23 protein-coding genes and 1 riboswitch are annotated in these 24,242 nt (G+C 63.3%); of the genes, 17 read left to right on the forward strand and 6 right to left on the reverse strand.

All coding sequences use genetic code 11. From position 1 onward, the window contains the following. Positions 1 to 61: 61 nt before the first annotated feature. The 6 genes from AB4Z43_RS20355 (at position 62) to AB4Z43_RS20380 (ending at position 6,907) form a co-directional block, all read left to right on the forward strand. Complete coding sequence (locus tag AB4Z43_RS20355; protein ID WP_441938812.1) at positions 62 to 1,231, forward strand: acyl-CoA dehydrogenase family protein; 1,170 nt, start codon at positions 62 to 64, stop codon at positions 1,229 to 1,231. A gap of 33 nt (positions 1,232 to 1,264) precedes the next feature. After that, the gene (locus tag AB4Z43_RS20360; RefSeq protein WP_019863123.1) at positions 1,265 to 2,473 is read left to right on the forward strand and encodes an acetyl-CoA C-acetyltransferase; all 1,209 of its coding nucleotides are present in this window, start codon (positions 1,265 to 1,267) and stop codon (positions 2,471 to 2,473) included. 13 nt (positions 2,474 to 2,486) lie between these two features. Continuing rightward, positions 2,487 to 4,706 carry a 3-hydroxyacyl-CoA dehydrogenase NAD-binding domain-containing protein gene (locus AB4Z43_RS20365; RefSeq protein WP_019863124.1) on the forward strand — a complete coding sequence of 740 codons (2,220 nt, stop codon included), beginning with the start codon at positions 2,487 to 2,489 and terminating at the stop codon, positions 4,704 to 4,706. A 9-nt stretch (positions 4,707 to 4,715) separates the two neighbouring features. Then, positions 4,716 to 5,261 (forward strand): thioesterase family protein, encoded by a 546-nt coding sequence (locus tag AB4Z43_RS20370; RefSeq protein ID WP_038644439.1) that lies wholly within the window; start codon positions 4,716 to 4,718, stop codon positions 5,259 to 5,261. Between the two features lie 137 nt (positions 5,262 to 5,398). Beyond that, positions 5,399 to 6,037 (forward strand): S24 family peptidase, encoded by a 639-nt coding sequence (locus tag AB4Z43_RS20375; protein ID WP_019863126.1) that lies wholly within the window; start codon positions 5,399 to 5,401, stop codon positions 6,035 to 6,037. 9 nt (positions 6,038 to 6,046) lie between these two features. Next, positions 6,047 to 6,907, forward strand: coding sequence for a thermonuclease family protein (locus tag AB4Z43_RS20380; RefSeq protein WP_441938813.1), 861 nt, complete (start codon positions 6,047 to 6,049; stop codon positions 6,905 to 6,907). Here AB4Z43_RS20380 and AB4Z43_RS20385 read toward each other — a convergent pair. Continuing rightward, the gene (locus tag AB4Z43_RS20385; RefSeq protein WP_038652069.1) at positions 6,873 to 8,519 is read right to left on the reverse strand and encodes a lysine--tRNA ligase; all 1,647 of its coding nucleotides are present in this window, start codon (positions 8,517 to 8,519) and stop codon (positions 6,873 to 6,875) included. The two genes, AB4Z43_RS20380 and AB4Z43_RS20385, sit on opposite strands and share 35 nt — an antisense overlap. 157 nt (positions 8,520 to 8,676) lie before the next feature. Here AB4Z43_RS20385 and AB4Z43_RS20390 point away from each other — a divergent pair, with 157 nt between their 5' ends. After that, positions 8,677 to 9,090 (forward strand): tellurite resistance TerB family protein, encoded by a 414-nt coding sequence (locus AB4Z43_RS20390; protein ID WP_038644445.1) that lies wholly within the window; start codon positions 8,677 to 8,679, stop codon positions 9,088 to 9,090. A gap of 31 nt (positions 9,091 to 9,121) precedes the next feature. Here AB4Z43_RS20390 and AB4Z43_RS20395 read toward each other — a convergent pair whose 3' ends face one another. Beyond that, entirely contained in the window at positions 9,122 to 9,934 is an 813-nt protein-coding gene (locus tag AB4Z43_RS20395) for a transporter substrate-binding domain-containing protein (RefSeq protein ID WP_276315163.1), read from the reverse strand. Positions 9,935 to 10,233: 299 nt separating this feature from the next. Here AB4Z43_RS20395 and AB4Z43_RS20400 point away from each other — a divergent pair, with 299 nt between their 5' ends. From AB4Z43_RS20400 to AB4Z43_RS20410, 3 genes are all read left to right on the forward strand, one after another. Beyond that, positions 10,234 to 10,965, forward strand: a complete 732-nt coding sequence (locus tag AB4Z43_RS20400; RefSeq protein ID WP_019863131.1) for a helix-turn-helix transcriptional regulator — start codon at positions 10,234 to 10,236, stop codon at positions 10,963 to 10,965. A 98-nt stretch (positions 10,966 to 11,063) separates the two neighbouring features. Continuing rightward, positions 11,064 to 11,702: an acyl-homoserine-lactone synthase gene (locus AB4Z43_RS20405; protein WP_019863132.1), complete on the forward strand. Its 639-nt coding sequence runs from the start codon at positions 11,064 to 11,066 to the stop codon at positions 11,700 to 11,702. Further along, entirely contained in the window at positions 11,699 to 12,463 is a 765-nt protein-coding gene (locus AB4Z43_RS20410; protein WP_038644448.1) for an enoyl-CoA hydratase-related protein, read from the forward strand. Before AB4Z43_RS20405 ends, AB4Z43_RS20410 begins: the two co-directional genes overlap by 4 nt. Positions 12,464 to 12,521: 58 nt before the next feature. Here AB4Z43_RS20410 and ppk2 read toward each other — a convergent pair whose 3' ends face one another. Beyond that, a complete protein-coding gene (ppk2, locus tag AB4Z43_RS20415) occupies positions 12,522 to 13,430 on the reverse strand; it encodes a polyphosphate kinase 2 (protein ID WP_019863134.1) in 909 nt (302 codons plus the stop codon). A gap of 113 nt (positions 13,431 to 13,543) precedes the next feature. On the opposite strand from ppk2, the gene AB4Z43_RS20420 reads away from it, so the two are divergent. From AB4Z43_RS20420 to AB4Z43_RS20430, 3 genes are all read left to right on the forward strand, one after another. After that, positions 13,544 to 14,812, forward strand: a complete 1,269-nt coding sequence (locus AB4Z43_RS20420) for an ATP-binding protein (RefSeq protein ID WP_019863135.1) — start codon at positions 13,544 to 13,546, stop codon at positions 14,810 to 14,812. Between the two features lie 105 nt (positions 14,813 to 14,917). Next, positions 14,918 to 15,643 (forward strand): phosphate signaling complex protein PhoU, encoded by a 726-nt coding sequence (gene phoU / locus AB4Z43_RS20425; RefSeq protein ID WP_019863136.1) that lies wholly within the window; start codon positions 14,918 to 14,920, stop codon positions 15,641 to 15,643. A gap of 96 nt (positions 15,644 to 15,739) precedes the next feature. Beyond that, the gene (locus tag AB4Z43_RS20430) at positions 15,740 to 16,747 is read left to right on the forward strand and encodes a magnesium and cobalt transport protein CorA (protein ID WP_010913391.1); all 1,008 of its coding nucleotides are present in this window, start codon (positions 15,740 to 15,742) and stop codon (positions 16,745 to 16,747) included. Between the two features lie 102 nt (positions 16,748 to 16,849). Here AB4Z43_RS20430 and AB4Z43_RS20435 read toward each other — a convergent pair whose 3' ends face one another. After that, positions 16,850 to 17,368, reverse strand: a complete 519-nt coding sequence (locus tag AB4Z43_RS20435) for a GcrA family cell cycle regulator (protein WP_019863137.1) — start codon at positions 17,366 to 17,368, stop codon at positions 16,850 to 16,852. Between the two features lie 358 nt (positions 17,369 to 17,726). On the opposite strand from AB4Z43_RS20435, the gene AB4Z43_RS20440 reads away from it, so the two are divergent. From AB4Z43_RS20440 to AB4Z43_RS20450, 3 genes are all read left to right on the forward strand, one after another. Continuing rightward, positions 17,727 to 18,926, forward strand: coding sequence for an aspartate aminotransferase family protein (locus AB4Z43_RS20440; RefSeq protein ID WP_064984660.1), 1,200 nt, complete (start codon positions 17,727 to 17,729; stop codon positions 18,924 to 18,926). A 16-nt stretch (positions 18,927 to 18,942) separates the two neighbouring features. Further along, complete coding sequence (argF, locus tag AB4Z43_RS20445; RefSeq protein WP_019863140.1) at positions 18,943 to 19,854, forward strand: ornithine carbamoyltransferase; 912 nt, start codon at positions 18,943 to 18,945, stop codon at positions 19,852 to 19,854. A gap of 129 nt (positions 19,855 to 19,983) precedes the next feature. Further along, positions 19,984 to 21,015 (forward strand): Hsp33 family molecular chaperone, encoded by a 1,032-nt coding sequence (locus AB4Z43_RS20450; protein WP_081296126.1) that lies wholly within the window; start codon positions 19,984 to 19,986, stop codon positions 21,013 to 21,015. Positions 21,016 to 21,052: 37 nt separating this feature from the next. On the opposite strand, the gene apaG is transcribed toward AB4Z43_RS20450, so the two are convergent. After that, complete coding sequence (apaG, locus tag AB4Z43_RS20455) at positions 21,053 to 21,445, reverse strand: Co2+/Mg2+ efflux protein ApaG (RefSeq protein WP_019863142.1); 393 nt, start codon at positions 21,443 to 21,445, stop codon at positions 21,053 to 21,055. Positions 21,446 to 21,724: 279 nt separating this feature from the next. Between apaG and AB4Z43_RS20460 the strand changes: the two genes are divergently transcribed. Continuing rightward, positions 21,725 to 22,876: a ceramide glucosyltransferase gene (locus AB4Z43_RS20460; protein ID WP_441938814.1), complete on the forward strand. Its 1,152-nt coding sequence runs from the start codon at positions 21,725 to 21,727 to the stop codon at positions 22,874 to 22,876. Positions 22,877 to 22,908: 32 nt separating this feature from the next. Here the strand turns inward: AB4Z43_RS20460 and AB4Z43_RS20465 are convergent, their stop codons facing one another. Next, complete coding sequence (locus AB4Z43_RS20465; protein ID WP_019863144.1) at positions 22,909 to 24,099, reverse strand: O-succinylhomoserine sulfhydrylase; 1,191 nt, start codon at positions 24,097 to 24,099, stop codon at positions 22,909 to 22,911. Positions 24,100 to 24,154: 55 nt separating this feature from the next. Beyond that, a riboswitch (SAM riboswitch) is annotated at positions 24,155 to 24,232 on the reverse strand. Between the last annotated feature and the right edge of the window lie 10 nt (positions 24,233 to 24,242).

A 24,242-nucleotide genomic window follows, 5' to 3' on the forward strand; every position in this document is an offset into this window, starting at 1 on the left:
CAGCGTGACGTGCGCCGGCCTTAACGCTGACGATGCGCTCTGGGAGGAGTACCATATCCAAATGACCAGCCCCGCCGAAATACTTGGCCTTCCCAAGCCCGCCTGGGCGGCGGACGAGGTCGGCATGCTCTACGACATGGCAACCCGCTTCATGTCGGAGGAGATCGCGCCGCGCTACGACGAGTTCGAGAAGAACGAGATGGTCGACCGCGAAAGCTGGCTGAAGGCCGGCGCCGCCGGGCTGCTCTGCGCCTCGATGCCGGAGGAATATGGCGGCTCCGGCGGCACCTTCGCGCATGAGAGCGCCATCATCGAGGCCATCGGCCATGTCGGTGTCGACGGTTTTGGCATCGGCCTGCACAATTCGATCGTCGCGCCTTACATCCTTCACTACGGTTCGCAAGAGCAGAAGAAGAAGTGGCTGCCGAAGCTCGCCACCGGCGAGCTCATCGGCGCCATCGCCATGACCGAACCGGGCGCCGGTTCCGACCTGCAAGGCGTCAAGACGCGGGCCGAGAAGGACGGCAACCAGTACAGGATCAATGGGTCCAAGACCTTCATCACCAACGGCCAACTGGCCAACTTCATCATCGTCGTCACCAAGACCGATCCGGAAAAGGGCGCCAAGGGCACCTCGCTGATTATCGTCGAGACCGACGAGGTCGAAGGTTTTGAGCGCGGCCGCAACCTCGACAAGATTGGCCTGAAGGCCAACGATACGTCGGAACTGTTCTTCAACGACGTGCGCGTCCCGACCTCCAATTTGCTCGGCCACGAGGAAGGGCAGGGCTTCATCCAGCTGATGCAGCAATTGCCGCAGGAGCGGCTGCAGATCGGCACCGGCGCCATCGCCATGATCGAGCGCGCGCTGGCGCTGACCATCGAGTACGTCAAGGAACGCAAGGCCTTCGGCAAGGCGATCATCGACTTCCAGAACACCCAGTTCAAATTGGCCGAGCTTAAGACCGAGGCGACCATCGGCCGCGTCTTCTACAATGACTGCGTCACGCGCCACATCAATGGCGGCCTCGACCCGGTGACGGCCTCGATGGCGAAATACTGGCTCTCCGACCTGCAGGGAAAAGTCGTCGACGAATGCCTTCAACTGCATGGCGGCTATGGCTACATGAATGAATACCCGATCGCCCGCATGTTCCGCGACGCTCGCGTCCAGCGCATCTACGGCGGCACCAACGAGATCATGAAATTGCTGATCGGCCGCTCGCTCTGAGAGCGGCGACCGGCAAACCCAAGGAGCACGAAAATGGCTGAGGCTTACGTCTATGACGCCGTGCGCACGCCGCGCGGCAAGGGCAAGAAGGATGGATCGCTGCATGAAGTGCCGGCGGTGCGGCTTGCCGCAAAGACGCTGGAAGCGCTGCGCGACCGCAACGGGCTGGACACCGGCACAGTCGACGACATCATCTTCGGCTGCGTCGATCCGGTCGGCGAAGCGGGTTCGGTCATTCCACGCGCCGCCGCCTTCGAGGCCGGCTACGACACCAAGGCGCCCGGAATGCAGATCTCGCGCTTCTGCGCCTCGGGTCTCGACGCCATCAATTTCGGCGCCGCCAAGATCGCGCAGGGCGCCGACGAGATCGTCATCGCCGGTGGCGTCGAATCAATGTCGCGCGTCGGCATGGGTGCCTCCGGCGGTGCCTGGTTCATGGACCCTTCGGTCGGCCTGCCTGGCTGGTTCGTGCCGCAAGGCATTTCGGCCGACCTGATCGCCACCAAATACGGTTTCTCACGCGACGACGTCGACGCCTATGCGGTCGAGAGCCAGAAGCGCGCCGCCAAATCCTGGGCCGATGGCCGCTTCAAGAATTCGGTCATTCCGATCAGGGATCAGAACGGCCTGACCATACTCGACCATGACGAGCACATGCGGCCTTCGACCGACATGCAGTCGCTGGCATCGCTCAACCCATCCTTCGTCATGCCCGGCGAAATGGGCGGCTTCGACGCGGTCGCGGTGCAGAAGCACCCCGAGGTGGAAGAGGTCAACCACGTCCATCACGCCGGCAATTCGTCCGGCATCGTCGATGGCGCGGCAGCCGTCCTGCTCGGCTCGAAGAAGGCCGGCAAGGCGATGGGTCTCAAGCCCCGCGCCCGCATCCGCACCTTCGCCAATATCGGCTCCGAGCCGGTGCTGATGCTCACCGGCCCGGTCGACGTTACCGAGAAGCTCCTGAAGCGCGCCAAGATGAAGCTGTCGGACATCGACCTGTTCGAGCTCAACGAGGCCTTCGCCTCGGTCGTGCTGCGCTACATGCAGGCCTTCGACATCCCGCACGACAAGATCAACGTCAATGGCGGCGCCATCGCCATGGGCCATCCGCTCGGCGCCACCGGCGCGATGATCTTCGGCACGGTGCTGGACGAACTCGAGCGCCGCGATCTGAACACCGCGCTGGTCACGCTGTGCATCGGCGCCGGCATGGGCACCGCTACGATCATCGAACGCGTCTGACGGGGAGAGAACAATGAGCTACATCAATTTCACCCTCGACACCGACGCCGACGGCATTGCGCTCGTCACCTGGAACATGCCGGATCGCTCGATGAACGTGTTCACCGAGGAGGTGATGGGCGAACTCGACAAGATCATCGACCAGGTGGTGGCCGACGCCGGCATCAAGGGTGCGGTGATCACCTCGGGCAAGGACAGCTTCTCCGGCGGCGCTGATCTCACCATGCTGCAGAAGATGCTTGCCGTGTTCGCCAGGGAAAAGACCAAGGACCCGCAGAAGGCGGCAAAGCTGCTGTTCGACAATGCCGGCCGTATGGGCGGCCTGTGGCGCAAGCTCGAAACATCAGGCAAACCCTGGGTATCGGCGATCAACGGCACCTGCATGGGTGGCGCCTTCGAATTGTCGCTGGCCTGCCACGGTCGCGTCGCCGCTGATTCAGACAAGGTCAAGATGGCCTTGCCGGAAGTCAAGGTCGGCATCTTCCCCGGCGCCGGCGGCACCCAGCGCGTGCCGCGGCTGACCGATCAGCAGCAGGCGCTGCAGATGCTGACCTCCGGCCAGAATCTGTCGCCGCAGAAGGCGAAGGCCATGGGCCTGATCCATGAGATCGCCGAGCCGGCCAAGCTGGTCGAGACGGCAAAGGCCATGATCAGGAACGGACTGAAAGCCGTCCAGCCTTGGGACGAGAAGGGTTTCAAGCTGCCTGGCGGTCAGATCTATTCGCCGGCCGGCTTCAATCTCTGGCCGCCGGCTATCGCCATCCTGCGTCGCGAGACCTATGGCAATTATCCGGCCGCCGCCGCTATCCTGAAATGCGTCTATGAGGGCCTGCTGGTGCCGTTCGACACCGCGCTCAGGATCGAACAGCGCTATTTCACCGAGATCATGCAGACCAGGGAAGCGGCGGCGATGATCCGCTCGCTGTTTGTCTCGCTGCAGGAACTGAACAAGGGCGCCCGCCGCCCGGCCGGCGTGCCGGAAACCAAATTCAAGAAGATCGGCATTCTCGGCGCCGGCTTCATGGGCGCCGGTATCGCCTATGTCACGGCCAAGGCCGGCATCCCGGTGGTGCTGCTCGACCGCGACATGGAGTCGGCCGAAAAGGGCAAGGCGCATTCAGACAGCCTGGTCTCGGATCAGGTCAAGAAGGGCCGCGCCAAGCCGGAGGAGAAGGACAAGCTCCTGTCGCTCATCACGCCGACAGCCGACTATGCCGATCTTGCCGGCTGCGACTTGGTGGTCGAGGCGGTGTTCGAGGATTCGGCCGTCAAGAAGGCAGCCACCGAACAGGCGGAAGCCGCGCTGAAGTCGTCCGCGATCTTCGCATCGAACACCTCGACCATTCCGATCACGTCGCTGGCGAAGAATTCGGCCCGGCCGAAGAATTTCGTCGGCATCCACTTCTTCTCGCCGGTCGACAAGATGATGCTGGTCGAGATCATTTTGGGCAAGAAGACCGGCGACAAGGCGCTGGCGACCGCGATCGATTTCGTCCGCGCCATCAAGAAGACGCCGATCGTCGTCAACGACACGCGCGGCTTCTACGTCAACCGCTGCGTGCTGCGCTACATGTCGGAAGCCTACAAGATGCTGATCGAGGGCGTGCCCGCGCCGATGATCGAGAATGCGGCGAAGGCCGCCGGCATGCCGGTCGGTCCCCTGGCGCTGACCGACGAGACGGCGATCGACCTCGCCCAGAAGATCATGAAGCAGACCATCAGGGATCTCGGCGACAAGGCCGTCGATCCCAAGCAGATGGCGCTGATCAACACCATGGTCGACGACCATGGCCGCTTCGGCCGCAAGAACGGCAAGGGTTTTTATGACTATCCCGCCAAACCCGCCAAGAAGAAGCTGTGGCCGGGACTGAAGGACCTCTATCCGCAGCTTTCGCCCGAGAAGGTCGATTACGAGGAGTTGCAGCAGCGGCTGCTGGTCACCATCGCGCTGGAAGCGGCGCGGGTGATGGAGGAAGGCATCGTCACCGATCCGCGCGAGGCCGATGTCGGCTCGATCCTGGCCTTCGGCTTCGCGCCCTACACAGGCGGCGCGCTGTCCTATATCGACGGCATCGGCGCCAAGGAATTCGTCAAGATCGCCAAGGGATTGCAGAAGAAATACGGCGCCGAGTTCAAGGCGCCCAAGCTGCTACTCGACATGGCCGAAAAGGGCGAAACCTTCTACCAGCGCTTCGATCCCTACGCCAAGGGCGACGTGAAACAGGCCGCCTGACGGCAGGTCATGTATGTCTGGGCGCGCATGGCGCGCATGCTGGCCACGGCGCGAAGCCGTGGCCCCTATATGATGGGCGGTGAAAGCCGCCTGGCCTTTCGCTGCCTGCCGACCGACATCGATTTCAACGTCCACCTCAACAATGCGCGCTACATGATGCTGGCCGATCTCGGCCGGATCGACCTGTTCGTCCGTGCCGGCCTGATCACGCTGGCGCGCAAGAATGGCTGGGCGCCTATGATGGGCGGGCTGCAGGCGGTCTACGCACGCGAGATCAGGCTGTGGCGCCGCTTCGAAGTGGTGTCTTCCATCGAAACCTGGGAAGGCAGCCAAGTCATCGGCAAGCACCGTTTCGTCTTCGACAATGGCGAGACGGCTGCCTTGATCCTGACGACCGCAGGCGTCTACGATCGCAAGGCGCGCCGCTTTCTCGATATCGACGAGGTCGTCGCCGCGCTTGGTCGCTCGGTGAACCCGCGTCCGCCGACCGAGGCGGAGCGGCTGTTCATCGAATCTCACCAAGCCCTGCGCCGCCAGGCCAAAGGACCCGCCTGAAGCCGCGTCCGGAGAGTGTGCGGCACTGTCGTTGCGGCACAGTTTTGTTCGTGATCCGTCGCCTGCGCGGTGGACATGCCGGCGGTTGCGAGTTAGACAGGAGAGGCATTTTTTCCTGTCTGGAAGGAGAGCACGACATGCTCTCGCACGACCGCGTTTGGGCCGCCATCGATGCTCTTGCCGAGCGCTATTCGCTTTCGGCGTCAGGTCTGGCAAGGCGCGCGGGCCTCGATTCGACCGCCTTCAACAAGTCGAAACGTCTGTCCTCGGATGGCCGGCCGCGCTGGCCCTCGACCGAATCACTGGCCAAGATCATCGAGGCGACGGGTGCCTCGCTCGACGAATTCACCGGGCTGATCGAAGGCCGCATGGCCGCCGCGCCCGCCCACAGGCGTTCCGTGCCGCTGCTCGGCTTTGCCCAGGCCGGCGCCGGCGGCTTCTTCGACGATGCCGGCTTTCCGGCCGGGCAGGGCTGGGATCTGGTCGAACTGCCGGCGCAATCGACCGAGAGCTCCTATGCGCTGCAGGTGCAGGGCGATTCCATGCTGCCGCTCTATCGCAATGGCGACGTCCTCATCGTCGAGCCGGGCGCTATCACCCGCAAGGGCGATCGCGTCGTCGTCAAGACCACATCGGGCGAGGTGATGGCCAAGGTACTCGAGCGCCAGACCGTCAAGTCGATCGCGCTGGTCTCACTCAATCCCGATCATCCCGACCGCGACATTCCCATGCGCGAGGTCGAATGGGTGGCGCGGATTGTCTGGGCAAGCCAGTAGGTCGGGCTGGTGCGGTTTCCTCATCTCATTCTGGCGGTTCTGATGGTCCCGGTGATGGCGGCCCTGGTTGTCGCCGGCGGCCGCACGCTGAAAGGAAGCCAAAGCACCGGCGCGGTGGATCAGATCGATCCCGGCGTGGACACGATCTCTCAGGCCGGCACCGATGCCGGGTCTGACGAACCAGCCACCTCAGCCATTCCCGCGCCCGCCGCTCCGCCGCCGCCAAAGCCGGCGGCGCGTTCGCGGGCGATCGATCCGGATGTCGTCGCGCCGCCGGAACTGCCCACCGGGGAACTCGAGCGGGTCGAGCCGCGCGAGCCTCTGAGCAAGCTGGCGCTGGCCATGCCGCCCAAGCCGAAGATGCCCGATGACTGGAATGGCACGAAGCTGTTCCAGCCGGTCGCGACCGCCGCCGGCCTGATCGAGGCGAAAGGCTATTCGGTCGCGATCTCCGGCATCGATGTCGTCGGGCAGGACGAGACCTGCACCACCGACGGCAAGTCATGGCCGTGCGGTATCCGTGCGCGCACGGCGTTCCGCTCCTTCCTGCGCGGCCGCGCCGTGGTCTGCACGGTGCCGCCCGAAGGCGGACGCGACCGCATCGCGGCGGAATGCCGGATCGGCAAGCAGGACGTCGGCCAATGGCTGGTCGACAATGGCTGGGCGCGTGCCGCCAAGGGCGGACCCTATGTCGAGGCCGGTGAAAAGGCGCAAAGCGCAAAGAAGGGCATTTTCGGATCGGCGCCGAACCTGGCCGGCGTCTCGGCGGTGCCGCCCGCGCCAGCCCCGGCGCCTCAGGCGCCGGGTTCGATCCTGGAAGAGGTCGACGGCGCCCTCAAGCCAGCTGACCAGCCAGCGCCTGCTGAATGAGCGCGCGGGTCTCGGCGACGCCGTAGAGCGCGGCGAACGAGCCGAAGCGCGGGCCGCGTTCCTGGCCGATAAGCACCTGATAGATCATCTGGAAAAAGGCGCCCGAAACGCCCGGGCCACCCTCCGGGCTCTGCTTGGAATGATCCTGATAGCGCTCGATCTTGCGCGCCACGTTGAGCGAAGCGTTCTGGATCGCTTCGCCGCCGGCATCCGCCGGCAATGCACCAAGTGCCCCGTCCAGGGCCTCAAGCGCCTCGCGCTCAACCTCGTCGGCCGCACGGAAGGTCTTCGTCGGCCGCACGAAATCGTCGAAATAGCGGATCGCGTGGCCGACCAATTGGTCGAGCTCGGGATGCGTCTTTGGCGTCACGCCCTGCGTATGGCGCGAGATGAAGCCCCACAGCACGTCCTTGTTCTGCGCATTGGAGGCGCTGACCAGGTTGAGCAGCAGCGAGAACGGCACCGGCATGTCGATTGCTGGCGGGTTGCCGTCATGCATGTGCCAGACAGGATTGCCCAGCCGCTCCTTCCAGTCCTGCCTGGGGTAGGCGCCCAGGAAGGTGTAATACTCGTCCACCGCCCTCGGAATGACGTCGAAATAGAGCTTCTTGGCCTGCCGCGGCCGCTGGTACATGTAGAGCCCGAGACTTTCGGTCGGCGCATAGGTCAGCCACTCGTCGATCGTCAGGCCGTTGCCCTTCGACTTCGAGATCTTCTGGCCGTTTTCGTCGAGAAACAGCTCGTAGACGAAATGCTCCGGCGCGCGCCCGCCCAGAATGTTGCAGATGCGGTCATAGACCACCGCGTTGGTCTGGTGGTCCTTGCCGAACATCTCGAAATCGACGCCAAGCGCTGCCCAGCGCATGCCGAAATCCGGCTTCCACTGCAGCTTCACCCGGCCGCCGGTGATCGAAAGCGTGGTCTCGGTGCCTTCGTCGTCGAAGGTGATGGTGCCGGCCTTGGCGTCGACATGCTTCATCGGCACGTAAAGCACGCGGCCGCTCTTTGGGGAAATCGGCAGGAACGGGCTGTAGGTCGCCTGCCGCTCCGGCCCGAGCGTCGGCAGCATCACCGCCATGATCTTGTCGTAGCGTTCGGCGGCGCGCAGCAGCATCGCGTCGAAACGGCCTGACTTGTAGTACTGCGTCGCGCTGGCGAATTCGTAGTCGAAGCCGAACGTGTCGAGGAAGCGGCAGAGCATCGCATTGTTGTGGTCGGCGAAGCTCGCATAGTCGCCGCCGAACGGATTGGGGACCGAAGACAGCGGCTTGTGCAGATGCGGCTCGAGTGCCGCGCGATCCGGCACGTTGTCGGGTATCTTGCGCATCCCATCCATATCGTCGGAGAAGCACAGCAGCTTGGTGGCGACCCTGTCTTGCGTGAGCACGCGGAACGCATGGCGCACCATCGAGGTGCGCGCCACCTCGCCGAACGTGCCGATATGCGGAAGGCCCGATGGGCCATAGCCGGTCTCGAACAGGATCGTTTCGGGAAAGTCGCTGCCTTTGTAGCGCTCGATGATCTTCTTGGCTTCCTCGAACGGCCATGCCTTGCTCTCGGCCGCTGCCGCCAGCAGTTCGGGGTTGAGATCGATTATGTTTGATCCCGCCATGGTCGTGTTTTCCAAATTGTTCGCCGGTATGGTCGCAGTGTCGATTTTCAACCGGTCCTCTAGGCGCGCATGGCCGGAGCGTCAACGCGTTGGGCGCTTTTTCCTTGCGACCTTCGACCCCCGTTCCTACCTTCGAAACCCGTTCAAGGAGTAAAGAATGCCGTCGCCGACCCCGCATGAAGCCCTGATCTACCTGATGGTCATCACCTCGGCCTCCGACCGCGACATGACCGATGTCGAACTGGCCCGGATCGGCGACGTTGTCCGCTCATGGCCGGTGTTCGAGGATTTCAAGCAGGACCGCCTGGTTCCCGTCGCCCAGGCTTGCCAGAAGCTGCTGCATGAAAAGGATGGCCTCGAGGGTGTCCTGGCCCAAATTGCCGAAGCCCTGCCAGAGCGCCTGCGCGACACCGCGTATGCCGCCGCCTTCGAAGTGGCCGCCGTCGATCTCGAAATGCGCATGGAGGAAGTGCGCGTGCTGCAGTTGATCCGCCGCAAGCTCGATCTCGACACGCTGACCGTCGCCGCCATCGGCCGCGCGGCCAAGGCGCGGCTGCGCACGCTGACCTGAGCATCACTAGAAAAAGCTGACCGGGACCGGATCAGAAAAAACTGACCGGAAAATAGCGCAGGTAGAATTCGGCGAAGGTGCCTTTCATCGAGATCTCCTGCAGCGCGTAATCGATCGCGGCGGCCAGCGCCGGATTGTCCGCCCTTGTGGCGATAGCCATGCCCGTGCCCAGATATTCGGGCGCCAGATAGGGACCGCCGGCAAAACGGCAGCACCCGCCTGCATCCGAGCCGCCCAGCCAGAATGCGAAACGCATGCCGTCACCGAAGGCGGCATCGATCTTGCCCGCCTTGAGATCGCCGTAGAGGGCTTCCGGTCCGTCGAAGGAGACGATTTGGACCGTGTTGAAATAGTCGCGCAGCATGCGCTCATGCGCCGAGCCGGCGAGAACGCCGACGCGCTTGCTGCGCAGCTTGTCGAAGACCGGTTCGGCAAACGCCTTGTTCTTCGGCGTGATGAAGCGCGCCGGAAACTGCAGATAGGAGCGCGAGAAGGCGTATGTCTGGCGCGATTGCGGCGTCGCGGCGATGCCGGCGATGATCGCTTCGCCTTCGCCTTTCTCGAGCGCCCCTTCAAGCTCACCCCAGGGCAATGCCTGGATCTGGCATTTGTCGGCAATGCCGAGTTCGGCGCAGATGGCGCGCGCTAGGTCGATATGGAAACCGGACAGCTTTCCCGCGCCATCGAGGAAATTGAAGGGCGGAAAATCCGTGGTCGTCAGGAATCGCAGCCGTGGCAGTGCCGAAAGGTCGGGCTTCGGCAACCGTTCCTTGGCGTCCCACAACACTGGTACCTGCGGTTCGGCCGCGCGCGCCCCAGGAGCCAGTGGCAGGGCGGCGATCAGCAGCGACGCCAGGACCAGGAACCTCCATTGGAACGCCACGATAGAACTCCGCCGCACTCGTGTTCGCACCGGTTTTGGTACGAAAATGGTACAGGCACAATGGTTTTTGATTTCAACGCGCCAATTTCAGGCTATGCTTTAGCACGTTTGCAAACAGCGGTGGCTGCCCTGGTTGGGGAATTAGGGTCGAGAACCACAACCGAGAATGTGCGTGTTGCAATCCGTGGTCGGTGGCGAAATGCAGACAACGCATGGACCATTGATCTCAATGCATGAGGCAACATGGGGTTGATGTTGCGATGGGTCAATTTGATCGTACGCTGGAATACATAGACCAACTGCAACACGCCGGAACGGCGGCGGCGGTTTGCGAGAAATTGCTAGGCATTACATCGGATTTCGGTCTGACCGCGCTGATGGCGGGAACCGTTCCGCAGCCAGGCACGCCGAGCGGGCAGCAGAAGCAACATGTGCTGCTTTGCGACTGGCCCGTCGAATGGCTGGAGCGCTACGTGGCGCGCAACTATGTCGACCACGATCCCGTGGTCAGCCACATGAAGCAGCTGCAGGCGCCGTTCCAGTGGCGCGAAGCCGCCCAGGGCATTAGCTTCGACAAGAGCAGCGATGAGGTGATGGGCGATGCCGGCGCCTTCAAGTTGCGCGACGGGCTGGCCTTCCCGCTGATCACACTCGATGGCCAGATCGTCATGGTGTCGCTGGGTGGCGAGGCCGTGCAGCTGTCGGGTGCCGAGTTCGGCCTTGTGTCGCTGGTCTCGACGTATGCCGTCGGCCGCGCCATGCAAATCCACACCATGGCGACCAGTACCATCGACCATATCGAACTGACCCCGCGCGAGCGCGAATGCCTGCAATGGGCCGCCGTCGGCAAGTCGGAATGGGAGATTTCGCAAATCCTCGGCATCTCCGAACACACGTCGGAGAAACATCTTCTTAACGCCAAAAGCAAACTCGGTGCCGTCAACCGGGTCCAGGCGGTCGCCGAAGCGATAAGGCGCGGCTACATTAGCTAGGTCGGCCGTGCCGACCTGGAATTTCTTGCCTACGTGATCACGCAATTTTCTCGTTGAAGCACGGCCGTATCTTCCTCTTAAACCCAGGAGACGACGGCATGCTTTTTTGTCTTACAACTCAAGAATTGATGGAACGTCCCGACCTTTGGGAGGCCGTCCATCGCCTGCGCTACCAGATATTTGTCGAGGAAATGGGGTGGGAGGACCTGCGGCGCCCGGACGGATTCGAGGTCGACCAGTTCGACCATGACGAGGCGGTGCATCAGATCGTCATCAGAGGCAACGAAGTCGCGGGCTATCAGCGGATGTTGCCGACCACGCGGCCCCATCTGCTGACCGAGGTCTTGACCGACCTTTCCGAAGGAACGCCGCCATCGGGCCCCGACATCTGGGAATTGACCCGCTATGCGGTGGCTCCCGGCTTTCGCGATGGCCGTCGCGGCGTCTCGACCGTTGGTACCGAATTGATCGCCGGCTTCGTCGAGTGGGGGCTGAAGCGCGGTGTCGACAAGGTGATCATCGAGTTCGAGCCGATGTGGGTGCTGCGCGCCTTGCAGCTGCATTTCCTGGCGACGCCGCTGGGCTATCAGCGCACCTACGGCAATCAGCAGGTCGTGGCGACCCTGCTCTCCTTCAATGAGCACACGCTGGACGTTGTGCGTTCGCGCCGCAACCACCACGCTCCCGTCCTGGCCCGGGGATATCCCGACATGTTCGGCCAAAGGAGGGCGTCATGAGGTCGGAGACCGCCATGAACCCGCACCCGCAACCGGAACTGCGCAACCACACGCTGATCGTCACCGTGTCGTCGAATGATGGCCGGCCGGTGCTGGACAGGAGGGCCTATGAAAGCCTTGCCAAGACGTTCCATGAAGCCGCCGACAATGACGAGGTCCGTGTTGTCGTGCTGCGTGGCCTGGCAGGCTGCTTCTGCCTCGGCGGCGACTTTTCAGAATTCCTCGACGCCACCAAGCACCAGAAGCTGATCGCCGCCGTCACCGACATGTTCCGCACGCTGGCGACATTCCCCAAGCCCATCCTCGCTTGCGTCGACGGCGATGCCGTCGGTGTCGGCTGCACCATCCTGTTCCACTGCGACATGGTGATCGCCTCGAATGAAAGCACGTTCAGGGTGCCGTTCGTCGATTTCGGCCTTGTGCCGGATGCGGCGACCAGCATCCTGGCGCCGCAGAAGCTCGGCTATGCCGGCGCCTTCCGCTTCTTCTGCCTCGGCGACACGCTCCACGCCGAGGACGCCAGGGCACTCGGCCTCGTCGCCGAGATCGTGCATGACGGCGTGGAGGAGGCGACACTCGGCCGCGCCAGGCAGCTCGCCAAGAAGCCGGTTGCCGCCCTGCTGCAGACCCGCGGCCTGCTCAAGGGCAATACCGGCGCGCTGTGCGACCGCATCGACCAGGAGATATCGCTGTTCCAGCAGGCGTTGCAGGACGACACCACGCTGCGGCGCCTGCAGCGGATCGCCCGGCTCGCGGCCTGAGCAACGACGTCAAGAACCACGCGCCGCGCTGCCTGGTGGCCGCGCGGCGCGAGAAGGCCTAGCCTTCCTTGCCTAGGAATGACGGCCCTTCGCCGATGATCTTCTTGTCTTCCTTGCCGATGATATCGAGATCACGCCCCTCATAGGGTACCGACAACAGGATGCGCCGCATCACCGCCAGCCGCGCGCGGCGCTTGTCATTGGCCCGCACGATAATCCATGGCGCGAACGCCTTGTGGGTGCGCTCGAACATGGTGTCGCGCGCCTTGGTATAATCGTCCCATTTGGTGATGCCGGCGACATCGATCGGCGAGAACTTCCAGCTCTTCAGCGGGCTGTAGCGGCGATCGTGAAAACGCTCGAGCTGCGTTTCCCGACCGATGTTCAGCCAGAATTTGAAGAAATGGATGTCGTCGTTGACGATCATCCGTTCGAAATGCGGCGTCTCGTCGAGAAACTTTTCGTGCTGTTCGGGCGTGCAGAAGCCCATCACCGGCTCGACGCCGGCGCGGTTGTACCAGGAGCGGTCGAAGGTGACGAATTCGCCCGACGTCGGGAAATGGTCGACATAACGCTGGTAGTACCATTGTCCCAGCTCGGGCGGGGTCGGCTTGGTCAGCGCCACGTTGCGCGCCGTGCGCGGGTTGAGATACTGGTGCACCACGAAGATCGTGCCGCCCTTGCCGGCGGCGTCGCGGCCCTCGAACAGCGCCATCACCCGCTTGCCGGTCGCCTGCAGCCATGCCTGCGCCTTCACCAGCTCGATCTGCAATTTCTCGAGCGTCTCGTTATAGTCGTCGCTGTTCATCTTCTTGTCGTAGGGGTAGCCGCCCGCGGTCAGCTTGTGGTCCTCGACCCAGTCCGGGAGCTCGGGATTCTCGATGTCGAACTCCCGCTCCTTGCCCCCGATCCTGATCTTCAGCGGACCTGACGTCGGCGTTGCGGGATTTTCCTTGGCCTTTTTCATCGAGACGAACCCTTTCCAGCTTACGGACTCATGCTATTGGGAGCCTCCATGCCGGTCTAGCAGGAAGTTGCCATACGGCCGGACAGCGCCCGAGAGGGCTATAGGACCCGGGGATGGCTGAGCAAAGCGCAGAGCAGGCAAGTGTGGCGCAAGCCATGGCCATCCGGCTGTGGAACAGTCGCTGGCTGCTCGTCGCTGGCGTTATCGGTATCCTAGTCGCTTTTGCCTTCGCGGGGATCTCTGCCTATGTGCTGGTGCCGGCGCTGCTTCTGCTGCTGGCTGCCGCGCTGTTGCCGGCCACCGGCCTGCGCCATTCCGGCGAGAATGCCACCGCGATCGAGGCGATCGGCCTGCAGCGCCTGTCGGGCGAATATCTGGCGGCCGCCGTCGCCGATCCGCTGATCATCTTCGACCGCTCGGCCGCCATCGTCCATGCCAACGCCGCCGCCTTTGCCGCTTTTGGCGGCATCGCACCGGGCCTGTCGCTGCCGCTGAAATTCCGGGCGCCGGAAATGCAGACGCTGCTCGACAGCGTGCTGTCGGGCACGATCGCCTCCGATGTCGTCGACTATACCGAGAAGCTGCCGGTCGAACGGGCCTACCGGGTCAGCGCGTCCTCGGTCGGGCACGGCACCGACCTCTATGTGCTGGTGTTCAAGGACCAGAGCGAAACGCGCAGGATCGACCGCATGCGCGCCGATTTCATCGCCAATGCCAGCCACGAATTGCGCACCCCGCTGGCCTCGATCGCCGGTTTCATCGAAACATTGCGCGGACCGGCCCGCAACGACCCGGCGGCACGCGAGCAGTTCCTGCAGATCATGCAGAACCAGACCGGCCGCATGGCGCGCCTGATCGATGACCTGCTGTCGCTGTCCCGGCTGGAGATGAAGCCCTATCTGAAGCCCGGAACAGAGGTCGACCTGCGCCAGACCGTCGACAGTGTCATCGATTCGCTGGCCCCGCTTGCCCACGAAAACAGCGTCGTCATCGAGCGCGATTTCGCCAAGGGACCCCTCAATGTGCCGGGCGATCGCGACGAGTTGTTCCAGGTTTTCGAGAATCTTCTGGAAAACGCCTGCAAATACGGCCAGTCCGGCGGCCGTGTGGTGGTGTCGATCGCGCACGCCGATGACGGTTCCGAACCCGGCATCGACGTCACCATCCGGGATTTCGGTCCCGGCATTCCCGAGGAGCACATTCCGCGCATCACCGAGCGCTTCTATCGCATCGATGTCGAGACCAGCCGGACCCAGAAAGGCACCGGCCTTGGCCTGTCCATCGTCAAGCACATCCTGACGCGCCACAATGCCAGGCTGACGATCAAATCCGAGGTCGGTAAGGGCGCCGCCTTCTCGGTTCATTTGCCGACGCACGGATAGTGCCCTAGTTTCCCCTGGAACCGTTTCTTTTTTCTGTCATTCGGCTAGCGTATCAGCGGGGATTCGAGGAAACGACTCAAGAACCCGTGGGAAGGCATTTCATCCATGCAGTCCGTGCACATAATGAGCGCCTTTGACGAGGAGCTGAAATATCTGTCGAAGCGCATTGCGGCGATGGGCGGTCATGCCGAGCGCATGGTCGAACAGGCGGTCGCCGCTCTCGTCAATGCCGATCCGGGGCTGGCCCAGAAGGTCATCAACGACGATGCAGTCCTGGATGAGGGGCAGCGCGAGATCGACGACAAGGCGATCATCATCATCGCCAAGCGCCAGCCGATGGCGACGGACCTGCGCGAGATCGTCGGCGCCATCCGCATTTCGGCCGACCTCGAACGGGTCGGCGACCTCGGCAAGAACGTGGCCAAGCGGGTGGTCGCCGTCACCGACGGCCGCCAGCCGACCAGCCTGTTTCGCGGCCTGGAGGCCCTGGCCAATTTGGCGCTGACCCAGCTCAAGGAAGTTCTCGACGTCTACGCATCGCGCTCAGTCGACAAGATCAGCTTCGTGCGCGACCGTGACGATCAGATCGATGCCATGTACACGTCGCTGTTTCGCGAATTGCTGACCTACATGATGGAAGATCCGCGCAACATCACGCCCTGCACGCATCTTCTGTTCTGCGCCAAGAACATCGAGCGCATCGGCGATCATGCCACCAACATCGCCGAGACCATCTATTACATCGTCACCGGCGACCAGATGCCGGCCGAGCGGCCGAAAGGCGACAAGACCGACAAGATCAGCCTTTCGGCGCCGCTTCCGGCGAAATGAACGTTCATCCTCTCGAACGCCAGATCATATTGCGCTAAACTATCCCGGCGTTAAGCTTCTCAGGCCTTTATAAGGGGCCTGCTTCAGGAGGCCGCGATGGAATATGTCCGAGAGTTCAAGCCCGCGGCGCCGACATCAGGCATCATCGCCTCCAGTGTCTACACGGCCGGGCGGCGCATCGCCGACATTCCGATCGAGGAAGCCGGCGAATGGGCCAAGAAATCGGGACATGTCGTCTGGATCGGGCTGCTCGAACCGGATCGCGAGCTTTTGTTGCGTGTCCAGGCGCAGTTCCATCTGCACGAGCTGGCGATCGAGGATGCCGAGCATCCGCACCAGCGGCCGAAGATCGAGCAATATGGCGATGCGCTGTTCATCGTCGCCCGCACCGCGCAATTGATCGAAGGACGGGTGACTTTCGGCGAGACGCATCTGTTCGTCGGCTCGGGCTACATCGTCAGCGTCAGGCACGGCCCGTCGACCTCCTACGCCGCCGTGCGTCAGCACTGGGAAAGCTGTCCGCATTCGCTGGCCAAGGGCGAGGATTTCGTCCTCTACGCCATTCTCGATTTCATCGTCGACAACTACATGCCGGTGCTCGAGCAGATAGAGGACGAGGTCGAGGTGATCGAGGACCGGGTGCTTTTGAAGCCGATGACCGGTCCTGATATCGAGCGACTCTACATGCTGCGCCGCGATCTGCTGCGCCTGCGCAATGCGGCACTTCCGCTGGTGGAGGTCTGCCGCCGCCTGACCAGCGCCGACCTGCCGCAGATCCATTCAGCCATGCACCCGCTGTTTCGCGACGTGACCGACCACATCCGCACCGTCCAGGAAAAGATCGACAGCCTGCGCGAGGTGCTGGCCTTCGCCTTCGAGGCGAGCCTGCTGGTCGGTCAGAGCCAGGAAACCGCGATTTCCAAGAAACTCGCCTCATGGGCGGCCATACTGGCGGTGCCGACGGCATTCGCCGGCATCTATGGCATGAACTTCACCGACATGCCGGAACTGAAGATGGAGTATGGCTACCCGATCGTGCTGGCCACCATCGCGACGATCTGCGCGTTTCTCTACTGGCGGTTTCGCAAGAATGGCTGGCTGTGAGGGTAGGCAGTAGGCAGTAGGCTAAGAAGCGCCTCGCGAGCGCCGCCCAAGGCATACAGGCAGTATTGTCCTACTGCCCAATCCCCACTGCCTATTCCCTACCTATCGATTCCGCCGCCGCTCCGCCGCCGGCTGGAACGCCACGCGAGCATGATATTTGCAGTAGGGCCCCGTTTCGGCGGCCTCGTTGCCGCAGAAGTTGAAGTCCTCCGACAGCGGATCGCCGTTCGGCCATTTGCAGGTCCGCTCGGTCAGCTCGACGAGCTGCAGATGCCGTGAGATCGGTACCACGACATTCTCGACCGGGCGGATATAGTGCCGCGCCACCGGCTCGGCGTCGAATTGCGTCTGAAGGGCGGTCGCGCCGATCGATGTCGTGACGTGGCGAGCCGTGCTCGCGGCGCGCGCCACCGATTTCTGAACGGTCGAGCCCTGTGTCGTCTTCTTCTGGCGTGCCGGCGTCGCCGTTGCGCGGCCGCGGCCCGACAGCTTCAGACGGTGCACCTTGCCGATGACGGCATTTCGGCTCACCCCTCCAAGCTGGGCAGCAATCTGGCTTGCGCTCAGACCCTCCGACCACAATTTTCTGAGAAGTTCGACCCGCTCGTCAGTCCAGTTCATGAGACCGCGCTCCTGCTAAGCGTGCGGCAATCAGAATCCTTTCCCGACCCAGCACCACTGCTGGGGCAGACACCACATATACCTGGTGATTAGGTCCGCCGCACGAAATCTAGTTATTTCTCGACTACAATTACCTTATGCGCAGACTCGGTGACAAGAGTCCCAAGTGCAACACGAATCGGTTTTTTCGGTTTTCCCCAACTTGCCCGGTCGCTTGTGAGCCGGCGTCTCGTCAGGGGGCTTGCCGCGTGCCACTACGCGACGTTTTCGTTGACTTCATGGCCGAAAAACACGATAAGCCGCACAACGCCGCCGCTTTGGCGGCTTTTTTGATTTTCCGGTACCGGAGACGCATATAATGAGCGGTTCGGCGCTTTACGAGACCTTTGCTCGCGCTCCCCTGGCTTTCGACCACGGGGAAGGCACCTGGCTGGTTACCGACAAGGGCGAGCGATATCTCGATTTCGCCGGCGGCATCGCGGTCAATTCGCTCGGCCACAGCCATCCGCATCTGGTCGCGGCGCTGACCGAGCAGGCGGCGAAGTTGTGGCACGTCTCCAATCTCTACGAGATTCCCGCGCAGAGCCGGCTTGGCGAGCGCCTGGCCGATGCCACATTCGCCGACAAGGTGTTCTTCACCAACTCCGGCGCCGAGGCGCTGGAATGCGCGATCAAGACGGCGCGGCGCTACCATTTCGTCAAGGGGCATCCCGAGCGCTTCCGCGTCATCACCTTCGAAGGCGCCTTCCATGGCCGCACGCTGGCGACCATCGCGGCCGGCGGCCAGTACAAATACCTTGAAGGCTTCGGCCCCAAGGTCGAAGGCTTCGACCAGGTCGGCTTCGACGACATCGATGCCGCCGAGAAGGCGATCACGCCGGAAACCGCCGCGATCCTGATCGAACCGGTGCAGGGCGAGGGCGGCATCCGCCCGGTCCCGACGCAGTCCCTGAAGCGGCTGCGGCAGCTTTGCGACCAGCACGGCCTGTTGTTGATTTATGACGAGGTCCAATGCGGCATTGGCCGCACCGGAAAGCTGTTCGCGCATGAATGGTCAGGTGTTGCGCCCGACATCATGGCGATCGCCAAAGGCATTGGCGGCGGCTTCCCGATGGGCGCTTGCCTTGCAACCGACGAAGCAGCTGTCGGCATGACGGCTGGCGTGCACGGCACCACATTTGGCGGCAATCCGTTGGCCATGGCCGTCGGCAATGCCGTGCTCGACGTGGTGCTCGAAGACGGCTTCCTCGAAGACGTCCAGCGCAAGGCATTGCTGATGAAGCAAGGTCTGGCGGCGATCGCCGACGAGTTTCCCGATGTCATCGAAGACATCCGCGGCACCGGCCTCATGCTTGGCCTCAAATGCGCCATGCCCAACAACAAGGTGAACATGGCACTGCGCGACCAGCATTTGCTGGCGGTTCCGGCCGGCGACAACGTCATTCGCCTGCTGCCGCCGCTCACCGTCACCGACGCCGAGATCCACGAAGCGCTCAACCGCATCCGCGCCGGTGCCAAAGGCCTGGCGGATGCCATCGCCGTGGCCGCCGCGAAGTAATTCCGGAAAATTGCTGATGTCAGTTCGCCATTTCACCGATCTTTCCACCGTTTCCGAGGGCGACCTGCGCGTCATGCTCGACGACGCGGTGGTGCGAAAGGCGCGCCTCAAGGCCGGCGAGCGCACCCGGCCGCTCGAAGGCAAGGTGCTGGCGATGATCTTCGACAAGCCGTCGACGCGCACGCGCGTCTCCTTCGATGTCGGCATGCGCCAGCTCGGCGGCGAGACCATCATGCTGACCGGCACCGAAATGCAGCTTGGCCGCTCCGAGACCATCGCCGACACCGCCAAGGTGTTGTCGCGCTATGTCGACGCGATCATGATCCGCACCACCTCGCATGAGCGGCTGCTGGAGCTGACCGAGAACGCCACGGTTCCGGTGATCAACGGGCTGACGGATGACACCCATCCGTGCCAGCTGATGGCCGACATCATGACCTTCGAGGAGCATCGCGGTCCGGTGGCCGGCAAGACCATCGCCTGGACCGGCGACGGCAACAATGTGCTGCATTCGCTGCTCGAAGCCTCGGCGCGGTTCCGCTTCAACCTCAACGTCGCCGTGCCGGAAGGCAGCGAGCCGGCGCAGAAGCATATCGACTGGTCCAAGGCCCATGGCGGGAAGCTGCACTTCACCCGCTCGCCCGAGGAAGCCGTCGACCAGGCCGACTGTGTCGTCACCGATTGCTGGGTGTCCATGGGCCAGGAGCATCGCGCCCGCGGCCATAACGTGTTCTCGCCCTACCAGGTCAATGCCAAGCTGATGGCGCATGCCAAGCCGGATGCGCTGTTCATGCACTGTCTGCCGGCGCATCGCGGTGAGGAAGTGACCGACGAGGTTATCGACGGACCCCATTCGGTGGTCTTCGACGAGGCCGAGAACCGGCTCCACGCCCAGAAGGCGGTGCTTGCCTGGTGTCTTGGGGCTTGAAGTGTCTTGGGGCTTGAGGTGGCTTGGAGTTTGAAAGGTCCGGGCGCTTGATCTGCGGGGGCGCGATGCCTATCTGCGCCGCATCACGCAAATCAAGCGCGTTTGGACGCATGCACCCCAGGGGGCGGCATGGCCGCGCCCTGGAGCTTTGTCATGTTGGAAACGCATCAAGTGACTGAACATCACCCCAAACTCGGCGAGTTCGGCTATGCCGGCGACGATCATGTCGTGCCCTTTGAGGTCGGCCCGCTCGACGTGCGCGGCCGTACCGTGCAGCTCGGGCCGATGCTCGACGCCATTCTCAGCCGCCACGATTATCCCGAGCCGGTCGCCCGCCTGCTGGCGGAAGCCTGTGTGCTGACGGTGCTGCTCGGCACCTCGCTCAAATTCGAGGGCAAGTTCATCCTGCAGACCCGCACCGATGGGCCGGTCGACATGCTGGTGGCGGATTTCACCACGCCGTCGGCGCTGCGCGCCTATGCGCGCTTCGATGCCGATAGGCTCGAGGCGCTGGTCGCCGCAGGCGAAACGTCCCAGCAGACGCTGCTCGGCGGCGGCGTGCTGGCACTGACCATCGACCAGGGCGCCCATACGCAGCGCTATCAGGGCATCGTCCAGCTCGATGGCGAAACCCTGGAAGACGCGGCGCGCACCTATTTCCGCCAGTCGGAGCAGATCCCGACGGATATCAGGCTCTCGGTCGCCAAGCTGTTGACGCCAGGCGTCGGCGGGGCGCGCGAGCAGTGGCGCGCCGGCGGCATCCTGGCGCAGTTCCTGCCGCAATCGCCCGAGCGCATGCGCGTTCCGGACCTGCACGGCGGCGACGGCGATCCACGCGAGGAGATCCATGATCCCACGGACAATTCCTGGCAGGAATTGCTGGCGCTGCTCGGCACGATCGAGCCGACCGAGTTGATCGACCCGACGATCGGTGCCGAACGGCTGCTTTATCGCCTGTTCCACGAGCATGGCGTACGCGTCTTCGGCGGCGTTCCCGTGGCCGACCAGTGCTCATGCTCGCGCGACAAGATCCGCGGCATCCTCGAGGGCTTCTCCGCGCAGGAGATCGAGGACAGCACCGAGGATGGCGGCATCCACGTCGCCTGCGAATTCTGCTCGACACAGTACGACTTCGATCCGGCGGAATTTGCCGCACAGTAAAGCCATTCCTTCTCCCCGTGGAACGGGGAGAAGGACGCTAATTCACCGTCCGCCGCGTCCCCGGCAGATCCAGCGAGAACGCCGGGATGGCGATGTCGAAGGTCTCGCCGCGCTTGTTGCGCATCGTATAGTGCCCGACCATGATGCCTGAGGGCGTCGAGAGCGGGCAGCCGGACGTGTATTGATAGCTGTCGCCGGGATTGAGTTCGGGCTGGTCGCCGACGACGCCCGGGCCGCGCACTTCCTCGACTCGGCCGGCACCGTCGGTGATGTGCCAATAGCGCGACAGAAGCTGCACGAATTCGTCCGACTGGTTGTCGATCGTTATCTGATAGCCCCAGACATAGCGGTTCTCGGAAGGATCGGAGCGGTCCTCGAGATAGAACGGCCTGACCTGCACTTCGATTTTGCGCGTGACGGCGCGGTACATAAGCGGCTCCAAAACAATCTAGAGCATGATCCCGAAAAGTGGGAACCGGTTTTCGGAAAAGATCATGCTCAAACCAACAGAACCTTTCGGCGCTCCCGGCGAGCAGGTCAACGTGCGCGTCTTGTCGCGCCTCGTCTTGAAACGCAGGTGCCGGCAAAGAATGTCATTTAAGTGACACATGACAATGGTGGTGTGCACGAACCGGGCGACTCCGCGCTCTGTCGAACTGTTGAAAACGGCCACGATGCGGGCCGTCTCTTCTGGAGTGACCAGATCTCGATGGAACTCGCTCTCATAGCCGCCTCGCTTTCGACTGCTCTTATCCTTTCAAACACTGCAAGTATCCTTCTCGCCGCCTCACAGCTGAGACGGCGCACGACGATCGCACCGCCGGCCGGCAAATCGCCGCCGGTATCGATTGTCATACCCTCGCGCGGCGTCGAGCCGTTCACGCAGGAGACGCTGGAGCGCGCCTTCTCGCTAGACTGGCCCCGCTACGAGCTGATCTTCTGCGTCGCTCATGGAGACGACCCAGTGGTCAGGCTGATCCGTGCCGCCATTGGCCGCTTTCCAAAAGTGCCGGCCCGGCTGTTGATCGGCGACGACCGCGTCAGCGCCAATCCCAAGCTCAACAATTGCGTCAAGGGCTGGGAAGCCGCGCGGCACAATTGGGTTGTCCTGGCCGACTCCAACGTGCTGATGCCGAGAGACTACGTCCAGCATCTGATGGCGGCGTGGCGGCCGGACACCGGCCTTGTCTGCTCGACACCGATCGGTTCGCGGCCGGAGGGCTTCTGGGCCGAGGTCGAATGCGCCTTCCTCAACACGCTGCAGGCGCGCTGGCAATATGCCGGCGAGGCGCTCGGCCTTGGCTTTGCCCAGGGCAAGAGCATGTTGTGGAACAAGCCGATGCTGGATGCCAATGGCGGCATCCGCGCGCTGGCCGCCGAAATCGCCGAAGACGCCGCCGCGACCAAGCTGGTCAGTGGGCTTGGCCTGCGCGTCAATCTCGTCGCGGCACCCTTCGAGCAGCCGCTTGGCCGACGCACGCTTGGCACGATCTGGTCGCGCCAGGCCCGCTGGGCGCGCTTGCGCCGCGTCACCTTCCCACGGTTCTTCGCGCCGGAAATCCTGACCGGCGCGGTGGTGCCGCTGGCGCTTGCGCTGGTTGCGGCGGCAAGCGCCGGCTTCAGCCTGCCGCTGACGGCCATCGCCGTGCTGGCGGCCTTTTATCTCGCGGAATGCGCCCTGGCCTGGTCCAAGGGCTGGCACCTTTCGCCGCGCACGGTCGCGGCGATGATTGCGCGGGACTTGCTGCTTCCAACCATGTGGGGGCGCGGCTGGCTCGGCGGCGCCGTCGACTGGCGCGGCAATGCGATGACCATCGGCACCAAGGCGGCCGAACTGGAAGAGGCGTCGTCGCGCGCCTGATCGCGGCGCGGACGACCTACCTCGACGACCCTCTATTTAGCGGCCTTGAGAGCCTGCGCGATGTCTTCCAGAAGGTCATCGGTATCCTCCAGGCCGACCGACAGCCTGAGCGTTCCTGGCCCGATGCCGAGTTCGGCGCGCGCCTCGTCGCTCAAGTTCTTGTGCGTGGTCGTCGCCGGATGGGTGATCAGGCTCTTGGCGTCGCCGAGATTGTTGGAGATCAGCACGATGTCGAGCGCGTTCTGCAGGGCGAAGGCCGCCTGCTTGCCGCCCTTGACGTCGAGGCAGATCAGCGTCGAGCCGCCCGACATCTGCTTCTTGACGATCGCGGCCTGCGGATGGTCGGCGCGGCCGGGATAGATGACGCGGGCGATCTGCGGCTGCTCGGCGAGGAAATCTGCGATCTTGCCGGCGCTCTCCGTCTGCTGGCGCACGCGCAGCGGCAGCGTCTCCAGGCCCTTCAGCAGCGTCCAGGCGTTGAAGGGCGACAGGCTGGGGCCGGTGTGGCGGAAATAATCATGCAAATTCTCGTCGATCCACTTCTTGTCCGACAGGATCACGCCGCCGAGACAGCGGCCCTGGCCGTCGATGTGCTTGGTTGCCGAATAGACGACGATATGCGCGCCGAGCTGCAACGGCTTCTGCTGCAGTGGCGTGGCAAAGACATTGTCGACGACAAGCCGCGCGCCGATCGAGTTGGCGAGCGCAGCCACAGCGGCGATGTCGACCACTTCCAGCGTCGGGTTGGTCGGGCTTTCCAGGAAGAACAGCTTGGTGTTGGGCCTGACCGCCTTTTCCCAGTTGGCGATATCGGTGCCGTCGACCAGCGTCGCCTCGATGCCGTAGCGCGGTGCCAGCGTCTCGACCACCCAGCGGCAGGAGCCGAACAGCGCGCGCGCCGCCACGATATGGTCCCCGGCCTTGACGCTGCACAGAAGCGCCGCTGTCACGGCCGCCATGCCCGATGCCGTGGCGCGTGCGTCTTCCGCGCCTTCCAGCGCGCACATGCGCTTTTCGAACATGTCGACGGTCGGATTGGCGTAGCGCGAATAGATGAAACCGGGTTCCTCGCCCTTAAAACGGGCTTCGGCGGCTTGCGCCGTTTGATAGACATAGCCCTGGGTCAGGTACATTGCCTCGGAGGTCTCGCCGAAGCCGGAACGCAGGGTTCCGCTATGCACGAGGGCTGTCTGAGGCTTCCAGTTGCGCTTCTTGTTGCTCATCGCTTTGTTCCAGACACAAAAAAACCGGCCGCGAAAGTCGCAACCGGTCCATACGGCCTCGCGGCCAACGGTCCTTTAGCGACTTGTTTAACGTGGCTGCAAGCCGACCGGCCAAATCACCACGGGATAACGACCCTTTAGAC

The sequence above is a fragment of the Mesorhizobium sp. 2RAF45 genome, from assembly GCF_052115225.1.
GTDB lineage: Bacteria > Pseudomonadota > Alphaproteobacteria > Rhizobiales > Rhizobiaceae > Mesorhizobium > Mesorhizobium jarvisii.